This is a genomic window from Streptomyces sp. CB02058, assembly GCF_001905505.1.
GTDB lineage: Bacteria > Actinomycetota > Actinomycetes > Streptomycetales > Streptomycetaceae > Streptomyces.
Genome location: NZ_LIPG01000009.1, coordinates 83,617 through 100,420, shown reverse-complemented (window position 1 = coordinate 100,420; position 16,804 = coordinate 83,617). Strand labels below are relative to the sequence as shown.

The following is a 16,804-nucleotide window of genomic DNA, read 5'->3' as shown; positions in this document are numbered from 1 at the left end:
ACCTGCCGCCCACCTCAGAGAGAAGGAGAAAGTCATGGAGAACCGCGACCTCGAACTGCTGGCTCACCTTCACGCCCTTCCCGAGACCGACCCGATCGGCGTCGACGGCGTCCCGTTCGCCGACACCTGCGCGTGTGTCGGACTCCTGACGCTGCTCAACACCGTCTGTGTGGGCATCAGCTGCGCCTGACCCGGCGGTAGGCCCCTTCGGCTCCGCCATTGCACGGCGGCCCCGACGACAGCGGTCAGGTCGACGGGACGCTGAGCAGCGGACTCCGCAGGTGGGGAGCCCCTGTACTGCCCGCCAGTGCCGCGCGGGGACGGAGCGACAGGGGCCGGACGACCTCCGGCCGGTGGTCCGCCCACGGCGGCGGCCACCGGCCGGAGCACACACCCGCTCCACCGGGAGCCGGGCACGGCCCGTCCGCGCCCGGCTCACCCGTTGCCCGCCCGAGTCCGCAGACCACACCCCGCAGACGAGGACCCGACCATGCAGCCACATGCCGGCGACGACGCCCCCGCCCGGGCCTCCCTACTGGCCGCCGCCCCCACCGACCCGGACGCCGCGCGGACGGAGCAGGGACCGGCGTACGCCATCAGCACGCGCGGTCTGGTCAAGAGCTACCCGGGCCCGGACGGCACCGCCGTCGAGGCCGTGCGCGGCCTGGACCTGGACGTGCAGCAGGGCGAGACCTTCGCCTTCCTCGGCCCCAACGGCGCGGGCAAGTCCACCACCATCTCCCTGCTGTGCGCCCTCGCCCGGCCCACCGCCGGACACGCCACGGTGGCCGGCGCCGACGTGCTCGATCAGCCCGACCGGATACGGCGGCAGGTCGGGATGCTCTTCCAGCACAGCGCCCTGGACATGGACCTGACGGCCGAGCAGAACCTCCGCATCCACGCCCGCCTCTACGGGCTGAGCCGCCGCCACGCTCGCCGACGCGCGGCCGAGACGCTCGAGGCGGTCGGACTGGCCGACCGGCACCACTCCCCGGTGCGCACTCTGTCCGGCGGTATGCGACGACGCCTCGAACTCGCCCGCGGCCTGTTGCACGAACCACGGATCCTCTTCCTCGACGAGCCCACCACCGGACTCGACCCACACGCCCGCGCCCAGGTCTGGCAGCACCTGCGCGCACTGCGCGACCGGCAGGGCATCACGCTCTTCGTCACCACCCATTACCTCGGCGAGGCCGAGAACTGCGACCGCCTCGCCATCATCGACGGCGGCCGCCTGGTGGCACAGGGCACCCCCCTCGCCCTGAAGGCCGCGATCGGGGACGACCGCGTGGTGCTGCGCACCGGTGATGACCAGGCGGCGCGCGAGGTCGTGCGCACGGCCACGCCGCCAGGCACCGCCACTACGCTGGACGGCGAGGGAATCTCCCTGCGCCTGCCCGACGGCAGCTCCTGGATACCACGCCTGTGCGGGGCCCTGGCGGCCCAAGGCATCCCCGTGCACGCCGCCTCCGCCACCCCGCCGACGCTCGACGACGTCTTCTTCCACCACACCGGCCGCAGCATCCACGGCACACGCCCCCTCCCGGCGGCCGGCGCGGCCGGCGCGGCCGCGACGCACACCACGACGACGAACGGGGAGGGCCCGTGACCACATCCGCCGTGCGGCCGCCGGACGTTCCGCAGACCCCCTACGCCCCCGCCCCCGACCCCGCGCCACTCCTGCGCCGCGAACTGCGCGCCGTCCACGCCCTCGTCCACCGCGACCTGCTGCGCCTTGCCTCTCAGCGACTCCACACCGCGCTGATGCTGACCCAGCCGGTGCTCTATCTCCTGATCCTCGGAGGCGGCCTCGCCGCCCTGATCCCCGACGCGGCCCTGGGCGTCGGCTACCAGACCTACCTGTTCCCCGGCATGCTGATGATGACCGTCCAGACCCCGGCCATCATGGTCGGCATCCGGCTGATCACCGACCGGCAGAGCGGCTACCTGCGCGAACTCTTGATGGCACCCGTACGCCGCTCCACGCTGCTCCTGGGCAGCTGCGCCGGCGGCACCGCGGTCGCCGCGGTCCAAGGCGCCCTGCTCCTCCTCCTCGCCGGGCTGGCAGGCCTGCCCTACGACCCGCTCCTGCTGGCCCTGCTCCTGGCCGGAGTAGTGCTGGTTTCCTTCACCATCACTTCGATGTCACTGGCCCTGGCCGTGAGCCTGGCGCGCGCCGAGATGTTCCACATGCTGCTCGGCCTGGTCATGACGCCATTACTCTTCCTCTCCGGCGGCTTCTTCCCCCTGGCGAACCTGCCGGACTGGGCCCGAACCCTGGCGGCCTTCAACCCGCTCGCCTACGGCATCGACCTGCTGCGCCGCTCCATCGGGGTCAGGGAACCACAGCAGGCTGCCGTGGCCGGCATCGAATGGTTCGGCCGCCAGCCCCCGCTCGCCCTCGAAGCGGCGGGCCTCCTGACGATCGGCGTCCTGGCCCTCCTGTGGGCCGCCCACCGCTTCGGCCGCCCCGAGTAGACACCGGGCGTCCGGACGTCCCGCGACGTCCGGCGCAGGTGGCCCCTTGGGGTGGAGCTGCGGGCGCATCGCTAAAGGTGGGCACGTCCTGCCACGGTCACTATCGAGCCCGACGCTCGGTGAGTGCCGTACGGGCTGTCTTCGTACGGGCTGCTCGGCAGTAGAGCGATCGCACGTAGGAATCGCGCCATGGCCGTACCTCGCCGCTGACCTTATGGAAACCGCTCCCTGGCCGCCGCAGAGCACGTCGGCATGGACCACATGCTCGTAGGAACAGTTGCTGCCTACCGGGAGTGCTGCCGTGATCAGCTGGCCACTTTTGCTCGTTGCTCTTGGGAAGACTGTCGTGACAGCATTCGACGCGTGTTCGATAACGGGGATGACATAGCGGAACCGGTTGCCCGGCGTTCGAAACTGGCTGACCTGGCCGACTGGCCTGTTGCCGATACGCCACCGCGGGATGCATCGGCACCCGAGCCGGTGAGGCCGGTTGTTGCCGAGGAGAAGCGCGATGTCCTGAACTCGACACCCCGGCACTGAATGCCCCCTCGGCTCGGCCGTCGAAGACCTCACCCCTCCTGAGGGCTGACGGGGCGATCACCGGCCCGCCGACGGGTGTTGCAGACACTGCCCACGCCACTCCGGACGGGGGCGGACTCTGTGCCGACTGGGGTATCGGCTCATACGGAAACGGCGACGGATGGAGCGACGACAAGGACTGTTCCGACGCCACCGACTGGGACTGCGAGATTCTCTCACCGACATCAAGCTGGCCGAGGATGCGCTGCCCAGCCTGGTGACATTCTGAGAGGCCATCCTCGTGCCCACGCCTGCCGACTACTGAGGTTGAACCGCAACTACTCACACCCGTACCACTCGACTGGCGGGGCCGAAAATCTGATTTTCCGTCAAGGCGACGACATCGTCGTGGCGAAGGGAGGCTCTGAAGCAGGCCAGACCGTCACGACATATGGGCCATCGGGAGTAATGAGAGAGTCCAGAGCCGCGGCACTCGGCGGCAAGGCCACAGACCCGGGTCGCCCCGTGACCCAAGAGGACATCGTGCAAGGCAGGATCCCGGGCAAGGACGGATATATGCCCCCGGCGATGAAAATCAAACCGGAGAAGTAATTATGAAACTGACCTTTGATGACAACTGGTGCGCGATGGTGACAGACGATCCTCTGAACATTGCCCCCGGTTTCACAGGAAAGTCAGTGCACGTCGCGCCCTGCACAAATGCTGTGGAGCGAGAAAGGTTTCTCGTAGACACGTTCGGTAGCCAGGAATTTTTGTGGGACATTCCTGACGTCCTACGCTTCAATCCCGCCGGTCGGCAGCTGGCAGGACTTGAGTTTCAGCTGCCGGAAGAATCAGCTTCCGCTGAGGACGCTGCCCGCCTTCCCGTCGCGCCCACTGCCCGCCCGGGCGGGCTTCGCGCGGACGAAGCCAGGGACTTCCGACACAGAAGCACCACGGTGTTGTGCCGCACCCCCGGGGACACCGTGCTCACCAGTCTGCGCGATCTCGACGTCCTGGCCGACCCAATTGAGGCCCGGGTCGAAATCGCCCCTGATCTGGCCCTTGTCATTCAGCACAGCAACGTCGTCGGGTGGAGCCTCACCAATCCCGTCCAGTACCTGACCACCGCGTTCGCCAAGCCTGACCCCAACCCGCCCGCCCTCGCCACTCACCAGCTGCTCACCGAGTGCCTTGATCTGATTACCCAACCGGTGATCTTCGAGGTGGAAGATCACGAGCCGGCCGCGGTAGCCCGGCTCCGAGCAGTTGATGATGCCCTGCGGAACCAGCGCTATGACCGACATCGGGCAGATGCCTTGCTTTCTCTTGTGGCCAACATGGTCGAGGACTACGTCGATTGATGGCGGCCCTCAAACGACGGAGGACGTGCTGTGGGCCTCCATGGAGGACTGACGGCCACACGCAGGTCAGGCCGACAGTCATCCGCGGAGACTCCCGGGGGCGTACGGGGCGCATCTGCCCTGCGTTGCAGCAACCCGTGGTGGTGATCTGATCAGGCGTGATCGGACGGATTCGTTTCCCACACGTGGGGACGAAATGTAGGAATGGGTGGAAAATGACGAACTTTCGAGTGCACGCTTACTATTCGGTCCAGCACGCCGATGAGCCAATGGCGGTTCGTTCGCCCGAGGGCGTTGATTCACTCATCGACGCCCTCTCCTCGGGGAAAGGCATGGGGATTATGGCCGTTCTCCACAGTCAGCAGCGCAAACTCCTCCCTTCAGGCTTCCCGGACCATGAATTCCTGGTTGGTGCAGACGGAGGGAGAAAAGTCGGGGTCGTTAGCTTCATAGACGTCAAGAACTATCTCTCGATTGATTCTACAAATACATTCGGCGGGGAGGTTGTCTACCATGTTGCGGATAATCCAAGAGAATTTCCCGCGACGGCGGAAATTCCACTTGCCCTTGTACGTGAGGCAGTAAAAGAGTTTCTCCTCTCCGGAGGGCGGCGACCTACCTGTATCGAATGGCAGGAGGAGCCGGGGGTTTGACTTCCTGAATAACCAACAGAGGCCTGGCTACCGTGGGCGTTGGGGCATCCGCGACCGGGCGCCCTCCGAGGAATGGCAGTTCGAGACCAACACGGTGCACGCGGCAGGGGAGGACATGCGCAACCTCACTGCCGAAATCCACACGTTCATTGCGAGCGTCGCCGAGTAGCAGGACGAGCTCCGAGGTCGAGCCCTCACCACATGAGATGACGCCTTAGACGGGCCATCATTTAGAAAATCGGGAGTAGAAATACCTGAAGAGATTTCCCGGAACTGGCGAGAAATTCTACCTGCCTGCGACTTGACCCTACTGGAGGGGGATCCCCCGCTTCGGCACCCCCGCCCGTAACAGCCATCCACTACGTGCGGGGTGTGCAGATGGAGCCAACCAGCAGCGTCGAAAAGACAGGGCCAGCCGCCCTCGATGAGGTTGACCACCTATGGCAGACCGAGGCTTCCGACCGACTGATCACTCCGGGCACAGGTGCAACCCCCGACGACCCTCACGCAGTGCGCGGTCTCGGCCCCTGGGTACGAGTGCATCACAACAGACTGTCCGTGCCCGGCTTTGGGGACCATCGGTACAGCCATTAGCAGCACAACTGGAAACAGCATATTCCACTGTTCAAGCGGGACGACTTGGAAGGTGAATGGCGATGGCCTCACTGGTATATTTTCGAAAGATTGCCGAATCTGCGGAATCGGTCGAGTATCTCTTCGGATTCGACACGGACGACCCTCCTCATAGACTCCTGATGGACACGAAGAGTCGCAGATCTCGACCGATCGACGGAGAAATCGATTATGCATTCCTGAAAGCATCACGCAAGATCAACGCACTTTACGAAGAGACGTCGACGTGGCCCGACCACGGAATGAGCGCAAGCTGAGTGGGTTCCGAGGTCGTAGCTTGCGTGCGACCCGAAACGCCGGCCTCTCGACTCGTGCGCGAAGGCGTCGACGGCCGAACCGGGATGCACCCCGAACATGAGATGCAGATCGATCAGGAAGCCCGCGACGCCTACTACGCGAAGATCGAGCAGGCCGACATATCGGCCGCATTGGCCAAGGCACAGAAGGCTGGGCCACGTGACTTGATGTTCGAGCGGCATGACGGCGGCCGCAAGGGCTGATCTGTCGAAGCGTCTAGTTCCTGATTGGCTCTGGGAGCTGGTCGCCCCGCTACTGATACACAGTCACCTCCGGCCACCCTCGTATAATTTACATTGTACGTGGCTGCTTCGCTGGGAGGGATCGTGGGGAACGAGGGGGATGGGCGTCCGTTGCTCCTGCTCGATGTGGACGGCCCTCTGAATCCGTACGCTGCCGCGCCGCAGAGGCGGCCGGCGGGGTACAGCACGCACCGCATGCGCCCGACCGGGTGGGAGAATCCGTGGGACAAGCCCCTGCGGGTCTGGCTCAACCACGACCACGGAGCGGACCTGTTGGCGTTGCCCTACGAGCTGGTGTGGGCCACGACGTGGAAGAACGAGGCGAACGACTGGATCGGCCCGCACCTCGGCCTGCCCACCCTTCCATTCGTCGACTGGCCTTCCATGACGCCGCAGAGCAATGCCCGACTGCACTGGAAGACAAGGGTGTTGGTCGCCTACGCCGAGGGGCGCCCGTTCGCCTGGGTCGATGATGAGCTGGGCCAGGAGGACCGCGAGTGGGTCCGGGACAACCACGAAGCTCCGGCGCTCCTGCACTGGGTGGATCCGCGCCTGGGCCTCCTGCCGGACGACTTCGGCGTACTGGCGAAGTGGGCAGCAGGGCTCGGACAGGGGGCGGCGTGATGGAACCCGAGGACGACCTGGGGGTGGTGGACGCGGAACTGGTGGACGACGGCCACCTCCCCGCCACCACCATCCAGCCGCGCCCGATGTCCGCGCCGGTGGTCGACCGGCACACCATCCTCTACCCCGGCCAGGGGCTCCCCACCGAGGCCGACCAGCCGACGTACACCGAGCGGGACCTGTACGTCTCCGAGCAGACCGCCGAGCGGCTGGAGAACCAGTCGGCGCCGAAGAACACCAGCGCCAACTACGCCTCCCAGCGCAACAAGTTCGCCGCCTGGTGCGTCGACGAAGGCCGTGTGTGCCGGCCCTGCACCACTGCGACGTACGTCGAGTACGTCGTCCACCTCATCGAGCTGGGGCGCTCCCCGAACGCCATCAACACTGCCATGTCCGCGATCCGCACCTGGATGCCCGAGGACCAGAAGCCCGGCACGAGGCAGGCCCGGGGCATCCTGAACGAGTACAAGAAGACATGGGCGAAGCGCATGGCGGTCCGGAAGGCGCCCCCGATCACGGACGAACTGCTGCGGGCGATGGTCGCCACGTGCGACCTGCGAACCATCGCGGGCCGCCGCGACCGGTGCATGCTCCTCCTCGGCCGGGGCGCCCTCAACCGCAGGATCGAGCTCGCCGACCTGTCGATCGCGGACGTCGCGGTCGACGACGACTTCGTGACCCTGCACATCCGGTCCTCCAAGACCGACCAGGAAGCCAAGGGCGAGCACACCGACATCCCCGCCGAGGACGATCCGCTCCTGGACCCCGTCGCGGCCGTACGGGACTGGCTCACCGCCCTCCACCACCTCGGCGTCCGCGAAGGCGCGTTCTTCCGTGCCCTCACCTCCCGCGGCACCCTCCAGAACCGCGCCGTCGCGAAGGAACGCGGGGACTACGTCACCGGGGACGCCATCAACGACTGGGTCCGCAGCCGTGCCCACAAGGCCGGTGCGAAGAACTGGCAGCAGATCACCGCCCATGGACTACGCCGCGGCGGGGCCCAGGCCATCGCGGAGGCCGGCGGCGACCCGACAAAGCAGGGCCGGTGGAAACCGGGTTCGGCGGTCGTGAAGCGGGAGTATCTGGACCGGGCCCAGTCCAGAGCGGAGAATCCGTGGCTCAAGGTGCAGGCGAAGCGGCGCGAGAAGTTGATGTAACCCTGGAAGGCGATGCCCCGGGCAGCCTTCGCCGTCCTCGCGCGGATGTGCACCGCTCCGGCCGAGGCCGTGTGCCGGCTGCGCGGACGCCGGCCCATGGCCGGCTCCGCGGGGACGGGATAAGACACTCTTCCAGACCACGCGAAAACCCCGTCAGGTGCCACGTGCCACCTGACGGGGTTTCAGATTTACTATTGGGAACTCCTGGGAACCCTCACGAGATCGGAGCTGCTCGCGCGGTGAAATCCCGGGCCAGAGAGACCGACCAAACATCACCCCGCCGCAAGATGTCTCCGGAGTCAGCCTCCAGGACGTGCACGATCGCCCTCGACTCCATCACCGAAAATCTGGAGTGAAGATGGCGAGCACGGTCACTGATCTGTGCGACTCGAAGACCTTCGGCAGTAACGCTCCCCTGGAGGTCACCGAACCGAACTCTCGACTCCAGTTCCCCATATTCCTCAATCAGGGAACCCGGCGCAACATCGGGAATACCTTTGGCCAGCCTGTGAACTTGCAAGCTCACCTCGAAACACTGCCACATCTCACCCTTCTTGATGAACGAGAGCTCCACCAACCCGTAGTCACGACGCATCCGACCCTTGCGCATGTCGTCCATGCACCTGGAGCCAAGCTTCGCTTCCCAATCTTCAGGTCGCGCGTCCAGCCCGAGTCCTTGGACGGTCCCGGACTCGAGAACCTCGACCAAGAATTGAAGCGCACTCATCCGAGTTTCTCCAAATTCTTGATAAGGAAATTCATCTCTGCGGCACGATTGGATTGCATCCCGAATTCACCGGCATTCATGCTGTCACGAGCAGATGTGGCCTTTGCGATGATGTCAGCCCTCAGGGCAGGGTTCGAGTGAATCTCGTTCAGGACTTTTTGCACTTCCTTCGAGCTCGCCGTTCCGCTCTTCAGTCGAATTGCTTCGGCCCCAATTCCACCCTTGTCGTTCGGGAAGATTCGAACTTCGCTCTTCCCGATGTGGACGTGGGCACCTTTCGTCGCCCAGTCCTGATAGGCAACTGAAGCGTAGATACAGTTGCTGTTGTGAACGAGGACAGGAGTCTGACCAGCCAGCACATAGTACGTATGCAGGCCATGGACAGTGAGGTCGTGTGTGCGTTGCGGGCCCTGCTGATCACGGACCTCAGTGACGGCCACACTGGCGTCGTTCGGGGTGCGCAGCCTGTCGCCGACCCGGAGGTCACCGGCGTCCTTCCACCTCTGGTCTCCCTCCAGCCAGAACGGGTGATTGTCCGTCGCCGTGATCGTGGCCGGCCCATGGTCGGTGGTGACGGTGAGCCGGGTGAAGTCCTTGTCGCCCTCAGTCGTGAAGGTGTTGGTCACCGGCCGCGTGGCGGTCAGCCCTGTGCGCGGATCGCCGGCCGCGACCCGGTCCCCGATGCGTATGTCCTCGATGGCCCGGGTGGTGCCGTCGGCGAGCAGCACGTGGGTGCCGGACGGGAAGCTGTGGGGCTTGGCGCAGGTCGCGGCGTCGCGTTCCCCCCTCGCGCGGTCGGCGAGTTTCCGCGCTTCGACCTTGGCGAGCGCGCGGGCGTCGATGAGGGTGCTGGCGCGGAGCGGGTAGGTGAGGCGGACCTTGCAGCCGCAGCGATCGGCGTCGGCTTGGGCTTGTGCCTGTACGCGGGCCGCGACCGAGGCGTAGAGCGGTCCGGCTGCCGGGTCGGAGCACTTCAGGGTGCCCGAGACGTTGTTGCCCCGGACGGGGAAGGTGCGTTGCGGGCTGGTGCACTCGCCGGCGGGTTTGCCGTCGATGGAGAACGTGGCGCTCATCACCGCGGTGACTTCGCCCTTGGTGACGCGTTCCTTCCGCGCGATGGAGCTGACCGAGCCGGTGAAGCTCTGGGTGGCGGTGCAGCCCGACGAGCTGCAGTTCATGTCTCCCGCGCCGTCCATGGTGAAGGTGATGCCGTGGTCGGTCGCGTCCTTGAGCTGGTCCGCGTACTTCACCAGCGTGTCGAACATCGTGTCGGCTGTGTCGGGGTGGATCGGGAAGAGGTCCATTCCCTCGCCGTCGCCGGATGCCAGTGGCCCCGTGGTCACCTTGGGGCGAGCTTGGGGCACTTCTCCGTTCTCGATCTGCTCCCTGATGCCGGAGAGGTCTTCGCGGAGGTCGTACGCCTCCAGGCGCAGTACGCGATGCGGTTTCGCCTTGGTCACCAGCAGGCGTCCCGCCGAGGTGTCGACGCCGAGTGCCGGAGTTCCGTTCACCGTCGGCGGACGCTTGCCTGACGAGTTCGAGAGCCCCGAGCCTGACTGCGGTGACTTCTCCAGGTCGGTCAGCGCCGTGTCCAGCACGGCGGCCAGCTTCGGCGGGGCGACGGTACGCGCCAGCGCCTCGTCCATGAGTTCCGAACCGTCGTCCAGTCCCACGGTCCACTCACTGGGCGGGGCCTTCGCCCCTGCCTTCACGTCTTCCTTGGGGGCAGGGTCGTGTTGCCACCGTATGAACGTCTTGCCGCCTATGCGCAGTACGTCCCGCCCGTGGTCGTCCCGCCCGGACGACGTGCTGCCGAACTGGCTGCCGCTCGCGGTGACGCTGATCTCGTTCTCGGTGATGCCGAAGGACGAGGTGTCCTCGTAGCGCAGCCCCTGCGCTGTGGCCAGATCGTCGACCGCTTCCCTGAACGGCTCCAGGTCACGGTGGGCGGCCTGCGTCTCCTTCGAGTCGGAGGACGAGGACGTGAGCGACAGAAGTCCGCCGATCAGGGCGAGAACCAGCACCGTGAGACCACCCAGGATGACGGCACTCCGACGCCTGGGGCGGGCCCGTAACAGCCCTGGTACGGAGAACCACGGGCTCGACGAGGCGTTGGGCGCCCGCCCCGGCACCGCGGGCGGAGTCGGCGGTACCGGAGGAGACGCCGCCGGATCTGCCGCCGCGTTCGGCCCCGCCGGGCCGCCCGGCGCCCGTGCTGTGTCCGGTTGGTGAGTGAGACGGGGGATGTTGTCGTCCGCCATGGCACTGTGACCTTTCGTATGTCCGGCTGAAGTCCTGGGAGCGCGTTCTCACCGGGCGTTCTCCGGGGGGGCGATTGCAGACCGCGTGGCTGAGCGAGGGACCGCGTGAGGCCCGGGCCGCCCAGACGCATGTCCGCGGGGACGCGGCGGCCTCGTACTGGGAGGTGCGGCCCGTCACGACGCCGGCCGCTCGGGCTGCCGGCGGCCTACCGCCGGCAGGTGGCGATGATCATCAGCAGGAGGAGCGCGATCCCGAGCATCGGCAGGTACCCGAGGGAGTTGGGGTTCTTCTGGTTGATCTCGACGATGCCGCCGAGTGCGAGTCCGGGGTGGTTCTCGGCGTAGTGGGCAGCCGCGAGATCGCCGACCTCGGATTCGGTGGTCCACCGGGTGGCAAACCTGCATTCGCCACACCGGTACCGGTGTGCCATGTCAACTCCTTGGTGCCGTGGGACGGAGAGGTGAGAGAGGTGCGCGAACACCGAGCGCCGGCGTACGCAGAGCCGGCCCGCAGGGCGCGCTCGTGGACATGGGGAGGGAGGAGGGTGAGTGCGCTGGACGGGCGGCCGGTGTGCGCTCCCCCGACGCGACGGCGCGTCCCGGGAGACGGGGCCGACACGATGCGCACACCGGCCGTCGGACGGTGGTGCCACGGTGCGGTGAAGAGACACCGCACGGTGGTGCCACGGTGCGGTGAAAAGACGCCGCGCGGGGTCGATGTGTGTCGGCGTCAGTCGCGCTGTGGTGCGTCCTCGCACAGCGCCGTGTCCAGCAGCTGCCGCAGCTGCGCGTCCGGGCGCTGGCCGACCTGCACCAACACGTTGGTGACGAGGGAGACGTAGCGTCCGTCGTCCATGGTCAGGGTGAAGGTCTCGTAGCCCGGGACACCACCGGAGTGGCCGCGTGCCGTACCGCCGCAGGAGGGCTCGAACGTCTGGAGGCCCAGGCCGTAGCCCGTGCCGGTGCCCACCTGCCGCGCGGTGCGCATCTCGGCAAGGCTCTTCGCGTTGAGGACCTTTCCGCTGGCCAGCGCCTGGTAGAAGGCGCTCAGGTCCTCCAGCGTGGAGATCATGGCTCCCGCGCTGCTGAACAGCGAGGGGTCGTACGAGACCGCCGGCACCCACAGGTAGAAGGAGCCCACCCGGACGCCGTGGTAGCCGTTGACGGCCGGAGTGGGCAGGGCGCGGTCACCGGGTGCGGGGAAGAGCGTGTGGGGCAGACCGAGCGGTTCGATGACGCGTTCGGTCACGGCCTTGTGCACCGGCTGCCCCGTCAGCTTCTCGATGAGCATTCCGAGGATGTAGTAGTCGGTGTTGGAGTAGGTGAAGCCTTCACCGGGGGCTGAGACCGGGGGCGAGGCGTCCAGCGCGTACCGCACCACCGCCGACAGGCTGAAGGTGCCGTCCGGGTTCGACGGAGGCGTCTTCAGCCCGGGGGACGGGGTGTAGGCGCCGAGGCCGCCGGTGTGCTGCAGCAGATGGCGCACGGTGATGCGGGTGCCGTCGTAGCCGTTGCCGGTGACGACACCCGGCAGGTAGTCGTCGATCGGCGCGTCCAGGGAGACGCGGCCTTCCTCGGCCAGCTGCAGCACCACCACCGCTGTGAAGGTCTTGGTCTGGCTGCCGATACGGATGTGCTCGTCGGCCTTGACGGGCCTGTCGGCGTTGATGGTTCCCGTACCCGCCGACAGGGTCCAGGACTCGCTTCCGTTTCCGGCGTGGACGGCTGCGCCGGGCCCCGCCGCCGCCTGGAACGCCTTGAGCGCGGCGAGCGTGCCGGAGTGGTCGGACCCGGCGGTGGCGGCGTGTGCCGCCGAGCTGGACAGCGTCAGTACCGTCGCGCACACGGCGCCGATGACGGAGGCCAGTTTCGTACCGTTTCGGGTGGTCATTCGGTGTCCGCTCCTCGGAGAGGTCTCGCTCGGTCGGGTTTGTGCCGGTGCTGCCGGCTCAGTTCTGCGCGGCGGCTTCGAAGGCGGCCTCCAGGCGCGGGATGTAGTCCGCGTAGGCAGGGCCCCAGCACCCGTAGGTGTGGCTGCCGTCGCACTGGGGGGACAGGGAGGCACCGTTGCCGTAGTCGACGAGCCGGCTGGGGATGCCGAGCTGGTCCAGGCGGTTCTTGACCGTGCGGGCGGCCGTCGCCGTGTTGGCGTCGATCACGCCCTGGTCCCCGGTGTAGAGGGTGACCTGGGTGTTCCCGAGCTTGGACAGGTTGGCCGGGGCGGCGGGGTCGTAGGCGTTCCAGCGGTGGTCGGCGCCCAGGACCGGATACGGCGAGCCGAAGACGGCGTCGCTGTCGACGTACGGTCCGTAGGTCGGGCAGCCCTGGCTGCCCGACGTGCTGAGCGCGCACCAGGCGCCGGGCAGATTGAGCTCCGTGGCGAGTACGGCAGCGCGGACCGTGGCCATGGAGAAGTCGACTCCGCCGGAGAGGGAGGAGGCGTGGCCGAAGAGGTCGGGTCTGGCCTGGGCGTAGTGGAGTGCGCCGGATCCGCCCATGGACAGCCCGGTGACCGCCCGGTGTGCGCGGTCGGGGAGGGTGCGCAGGTTGGCGTCGATGTAGGGGACGACCTGTTCGAGGTGGAAGGTCTCCCAGTTGGCCGCCCCTACGGCGGTGTTCTGCATGTACCAGTCGGCGTACCAGCTCTTGAGACCTCCGTCGGGGACCACGGTGATCATGGCGTCGGAGTGCAGGGCCGGGGCGGCGGCGGCATCGTCCACGTTGCCGCCGCTCCCGTGGAGGAAGTACGCCACCGGCCATCGCCGGTCAGGATCGTCGGCGTACCCGCTGGGCAGGAAGATCCGGATACGGTGCGGGCCGGCGACCTCCGGGGTGGTGACGGTGATCGTGAAGTCGGTGCTGGAGCGTGCTTCGGTGCCGTCCGCGACCTGGCTCAGGCCGAAGCCGTCCGTGAAGTCGGTGCCGGGGACGGCCGGGGCGTCCGCCCAGGCGGCCGGTCCCAAGGACACGGCCGGGAGCAGTGCCGCCGCGAACAGGACGCCGACGAGGCGACGGTGGCGGGCTGATGGAGATCTCACTCCGGTACTCCTTGTGCGAGGTGACCGACTGTCCGCCGGCACGACCACGATGCGGCCCACCGGGTCCGGAGAACAGGGCATGTGCAGGTCAGGGGGAGGTCATCTGTGACCGGTCATCCGTGACCGGTGGTCTCGATAGCCTCGGGCGGTACCGGTGCCCATGGAAGGTGAGTCCGGAGTGACCAATGAGTTAGGCACGCGTATGCGTCAGCTGCGCAAACGCGCCTGCCTCACCCAGGAGCAGCTGGCGGAGCTGGCCGAGGTGAGCGTGAGCACGATCGGCCGGCTGGAGAACGGCAGGCTCCCCGAGCACCGGCTGAGGACGTTGCAGAAGGTGGCGGAAGTCCTGAACGTGGAGCCGGAGGAATGGCAACGGCTTACCGCGTCCCTGGACGGGCAGCCGGCCCTCGCCGGTCCGGCCGAGGTGCTGGCACCCGCCAGTACGTGGGAAGGGCCGACCCCCGCTGCTCAGCCCGAGGAGCTGGTACCGACCGGTCAGCCGGGGGAACCGCCACCTGCCGTTCAGCCCCGGACCCAGCAGGGGCCACCGGCACCGGCCGTGCCGCTCCCCGTCCCCGTCCCCGTCCCCGAGCAAGCCGCACCGTCGCCGGCCGGTCCGCTCGTCGACGCCGCCGCCTCACTGGCCCGCGAGGTCGGCCGACGCTGGCAGCGGGAGGAAAAACATCGTCGCGTCCACGACCCGTTCCCCTTGCCCGTGCGATATCGGTCCGCTCCCGCCGTCCTGATGGACCGTCCGGAGAACATCCAGCGCCTGCAGCCGGGAGTCCCCGCCCGGGATCTGGACCTGGACGGCGACCTGCGGACCGTCGCCGGCACCTATCGGAGTGTCGAGTCGCAGCGACTGGTCATTCTCGGTCGCGCCGGCTCCGGGAAGTCCATTCTGGCCATCAGGTTCGTCCTCGATCTCCTCGCGGCCCCGAGTCCCTCCCTCCGGGTACCGGTCATTCTCAGCATCGGATCCTGGGACCCGCTGACCATCACACCGCGCGACCTGCTGGTCGACCATCTTCTGCGGGACCACCCGCATCTGGCCCGTACGACTCCCGAGGGTGCGACGCTGGCCGCCGAACTCGTCGACTCCGATCTGATCCTGCCCGTCCTGGACGGTTTCGACGAGCTCGCCGAAGCCCTGCGCGGCCCCGCGCTGGAAGCACTCAACGCCACGTCCCACCCAGTGGTCCTGACCAGCCGGCGGGACGAGTACGCCCGAGCGGTCCGCGACGTGCACACGCCTCTGGTACTGGCAGCCTGCGTCGAACTCGCCGACCTGACCGTCGAGGATCTGGCGGCGTACCTGCCCCGGACCGACCGTCTCGGCGAAACCCTGGGCAACCGCGGTTCCACAGGCGTGTGGGATGCCGTTCTGGACGAACTGCGGGTCCATGACACCCCGGCGAGCAGCCGGCTCGGACAGGTCCTGGGAACGCCGCTGATGGTGACCCTGGCCAGGACGATGTACAGCGAGGTGCCCGGCAACGACCCTGTCGAACTGCTCGACACCGCGCGCTTTCCCACCGGACGCCACCTCGAGGAACACCTGCTGGCGAATTTCGTGCCCACGGTCTACCGGCACCGCACCCCCGAACGGGCCGACCCCGCCCCCGGACAGCGCAACCGCGACCCTGACCAAGCCGAACGCTGGCTCGGCTACCTCGCCCACAGCCTGGCCACCGGTGCCCACGAGCGTCGAGACCTTGCCTGGTGGCGGCTCGGCGCGTCCGTACGGCTGCCGATGCGCATCCTGCACACCGCGCTGCTGGGCGGACTGTGCATGTTCGCGGCCAACTGGCTTGTAGTACTTTTCGCCGCTTCCATCGGGCGCCTGCCCTCCGTGCAAGGGCCGACGATGCTCGAGGTGGCGATGTTCGGGTTCTGCTCCGCGGTCGTCTTCGGCCTCGCGCACTGTGCCCTGGCCGCGGTGGGCCGTACCGCGGCCGTTCCGACCCAGGTACGGCTCAGACTGGCGGCCGTGGCCCCCGGGGTCGAGCACAGGCCGGTTCGAGAGATCCTCACGCGCTTCGGGGTCGGGCTGCTGGCCGGCTCCGTACTGGGCGTCGCGCACGCTTGGTCGAACGCGATGTTTCGCGCGTTGGCCGGAACCATCCCGCGCGCGGATCTGATCAACGCGGCGCTGCAGGACACGTTGGCCCTGGGACTGATCTTCGGCCTGACGGCCGGCCTGTCTTTCGGACTCGTCGCAGCCTTCGAGGCACCCGTGGACATCGCCGCCGCGGCCACGCCGATGCGGCTGCTGTCCGTCAACCGGTCGACGGCCACCCGGCAGTTCCTCGTGCTTGCTGCCGCTGTCACCGCCGGACTCGCTCTCTGCGGACATGTCGTCGTCAGCCTGCTCCAGCAGGTGCTGCCCTGGACGCTGGTGTGGCCGCTGGACGCGGCTCTGCTTCTGGGGGCGGTCGGCGGACTGGGCGGCTCGGCGGCGTACGTGCTCGCGCTCACGGCGTGGGGGCAGTGGCTGACGGTGGCCCGGTTCTGGTTGCCGCTGACGCGCAGACTGCCGTGGGACACCGCCTCCTTCCTGGACGACGCCTATCGCCGGGGGGTGCTCCGGCAAGCCGGTGCCGTGTACCAGTTCCGGCACATCCGGCTGCAGCAACACCTCGCTCGCGTCTACGACCGCTCGGGCCGCGTCACCAGCTCCGTGAAACCGGGCCCAGGGCGCCGCGCATCCGATGAGAGGGCGTCGCCGGAAGGCCGTTGAGGGTCTGTTCGGTGGCGGACGGGTGGACGGGTCTGCCTTCCGCGAGAGAACAGCGACAACGGACTGCGCGG

14 protein-coding genes and 1 pseudogene are annotated in these 16,804 nt (G+C 67.6%); 10 read left to right on the top strand and 5 right to left on the bottom strand.

The features are described from left to right. Positions 1–34: 34 nt before the first annotated feature. From AMK10_RS37875 to AMK10_RS35400, 9 genes and pseudogenes are all read left to right on the top strand, one after another. Positions 35–190 (top strand): VenA family class IV lanthipeptide, encoded by a 156-nt coding sequence (locus AMK10_RS37875; protein ID WP_198959863.1) that lies wholly within the window; start codon positions 35–37, stop codon positions 188–190. 300 nt (positions 191–490) lie between these two features. Next, positions 491–1,609, top strand: coding sequence for an ABC transporter ATP-binding protein (locus tag AMK10_RS35430; RefSeq protein WP_079181006.1), 1,119 nt, complete (start codon positions 491–493; stop codon positions 1,607–1,609). A gap of 71 nt (positions 1,610–1,680) precedes the next feature. After that, complete coding sequence (locus tag AMK10_RS35425; RefSeq protein ID WP_073753789.1) at positions 1,681–2,478, top strand: ABC transporter permease; 798 nt, start codon at positions 1,681–1,683, stop codon at positions 2,476–2,478. A gap of 1,133 nt (positions 2,479–3,611) precedes the next feature. Beyond that, on the top strand, positions 3,612–4,361 hold the full coding sequence (locus AMK10_RS35420; RefSeq protein WP_073753673.1) for a hypothetical protein: 750 nt from the start codon (positions 3,612–3,614) through the stop codon (positions 4,359–4,361). 215 nt (positions 4,362–4,576) lie between these two features. After that, on the top strand, positions 4,577–5,014 hold the full coding sequence (locus AMK10_RS35415; protein WP_073753671.1) for an Imm1 family immunity protein: 438 nt from the start codon (positions 4,577–4,579) through the stop codon (positions 5,012–5,014). A 4-nt stretch (positions 5,015–5,018) separates the two neighbouring features. Further along, positions 5,019–5,183: a DUF6228 family protein gene (locus AMK10_RS38565; protein ID WP_338014688.1), complete on the top strand. Its 165-nt coding sequence runs from the start codon at positions 5,019–5,021 to the stop codon at positions 5,181–5,183. 772 nt (positions 5,184–5,955) lie between these two features. Further along, positions 5,956–6,147, top strand: a pseudogene (locus tag AMK10_RS35410) (type I restriction endonuclease subunit M); the annotation flags it as partial. A 123-nt stretch (positions 6,148–6,270) separates the two neighbouring features. Continuing rightward, a complete protein-coding gene (locus AMK10_RS35405; protein WP_073753669.1) occupies positions 6,271–6,810 on the top strand; it encodes a hypothetical protein in 540 nt (179 codons plus the stop codon). Then, the gene (locus AMK10_RS35400) at positions 6,810–7,967 is read left to right on the top strand and encodes a tyrosine-type recombinase/integrase (RefSeq protein ID WP_241839804.1); all 1,158 of its coding nucleotides are present in this window, start codon (positions 6,810–6,812) and stop codon (positions 7,965–7,967) included. The genes AMK10_RS35405 and AMK10_RS35400 overlap by 1 nt, the downstream gene beginning before the upstream one ends. 214 nt (positions 7,968–8,181) lie before the next feature. Here the strand turns inward: AMK10_RS35400 and AMK10_RS35395 are convergent, their stop codons facing one another. From AMK10_RS35395 to AMK10_RS35375, 5 genes are all read right to left on the bottom strand, one after another. Beyond that, positions 8,182–8,586, bottom strand: coding sequence for a hypothetical protein (locus tag AMK10_RS35395; protein ID WP_143195006.1), 405 nt, complete (start codon positions 8,584–8,586; stop codon positions 8,182–8,184). Between the two features lie 104 nt (positions 8,587–8,690). Further along, the gene (locus AMK10_RS35390) at positions 8,691–10,718 is read right to left on the bottom strand and encodes a Hint domain-containing protein (RefSeq protein ID WP_073753663.1); all 2,028 of its coding nucleotides are present in this window, start codon (positions 10,716–10,718) and stop codon (positions 8,691–8,693) included. A gap of 443 nt (positions 10,719–11,161) precedes the next feature. Then, entirely contained in the window at positions 11,162–11,386 is a 225-nt protein-coding gene (locus AMK10_RS35385) for a hypothetical protein (RefSeq protein WP_073753662.1), read from the bottom strand. Between the two features lie 299 nt (positions 11,387–11,685). Then, positions 11,686–12,846 carry a serine hydrolase domain-containing protein gene (locus tag AMK10_RS35380; protein ID WP_073753661.1) on the bottom strand — a complete coding sequence of 387 codons (1,161 nt, stop codon included), beginning with the start codon at positions 12,844–12,846 and terminating at the stop codon, positions 11,686–11,688. 58 nt (positions 12,847–12,904) lie between these two features. Then, positions 12,905–13,993, bottom strand: coding sequence for an alpha/beta hydrolase (locus AMK10_RS35375; protein WP_073753660.1), 1,089 nt, complete (start codon positions 13,991–13,993; stop codon positions 12,905–12,907). 178 nt (positions 13,994–14,171) lie between these two features. On the opposite strand from AMK10_RS35375, the gene AMK10_RS35370 reads away from it, so the two are divergent. Then, positions 14,172–16,733 (top strand): helix-turn-helix domain-containing protein, encoded by a 2,562-nt coding sequence (locus tag AMK10_RS35370; RefSeq protein WP_198959862.1) that lies wholly within the window; start codon positions 14,172–14,174, stop codon positions 16,731–16,733. The last annotated feature ends 71 nt before the right edge of the window (positions 16,734–16,804 follow it).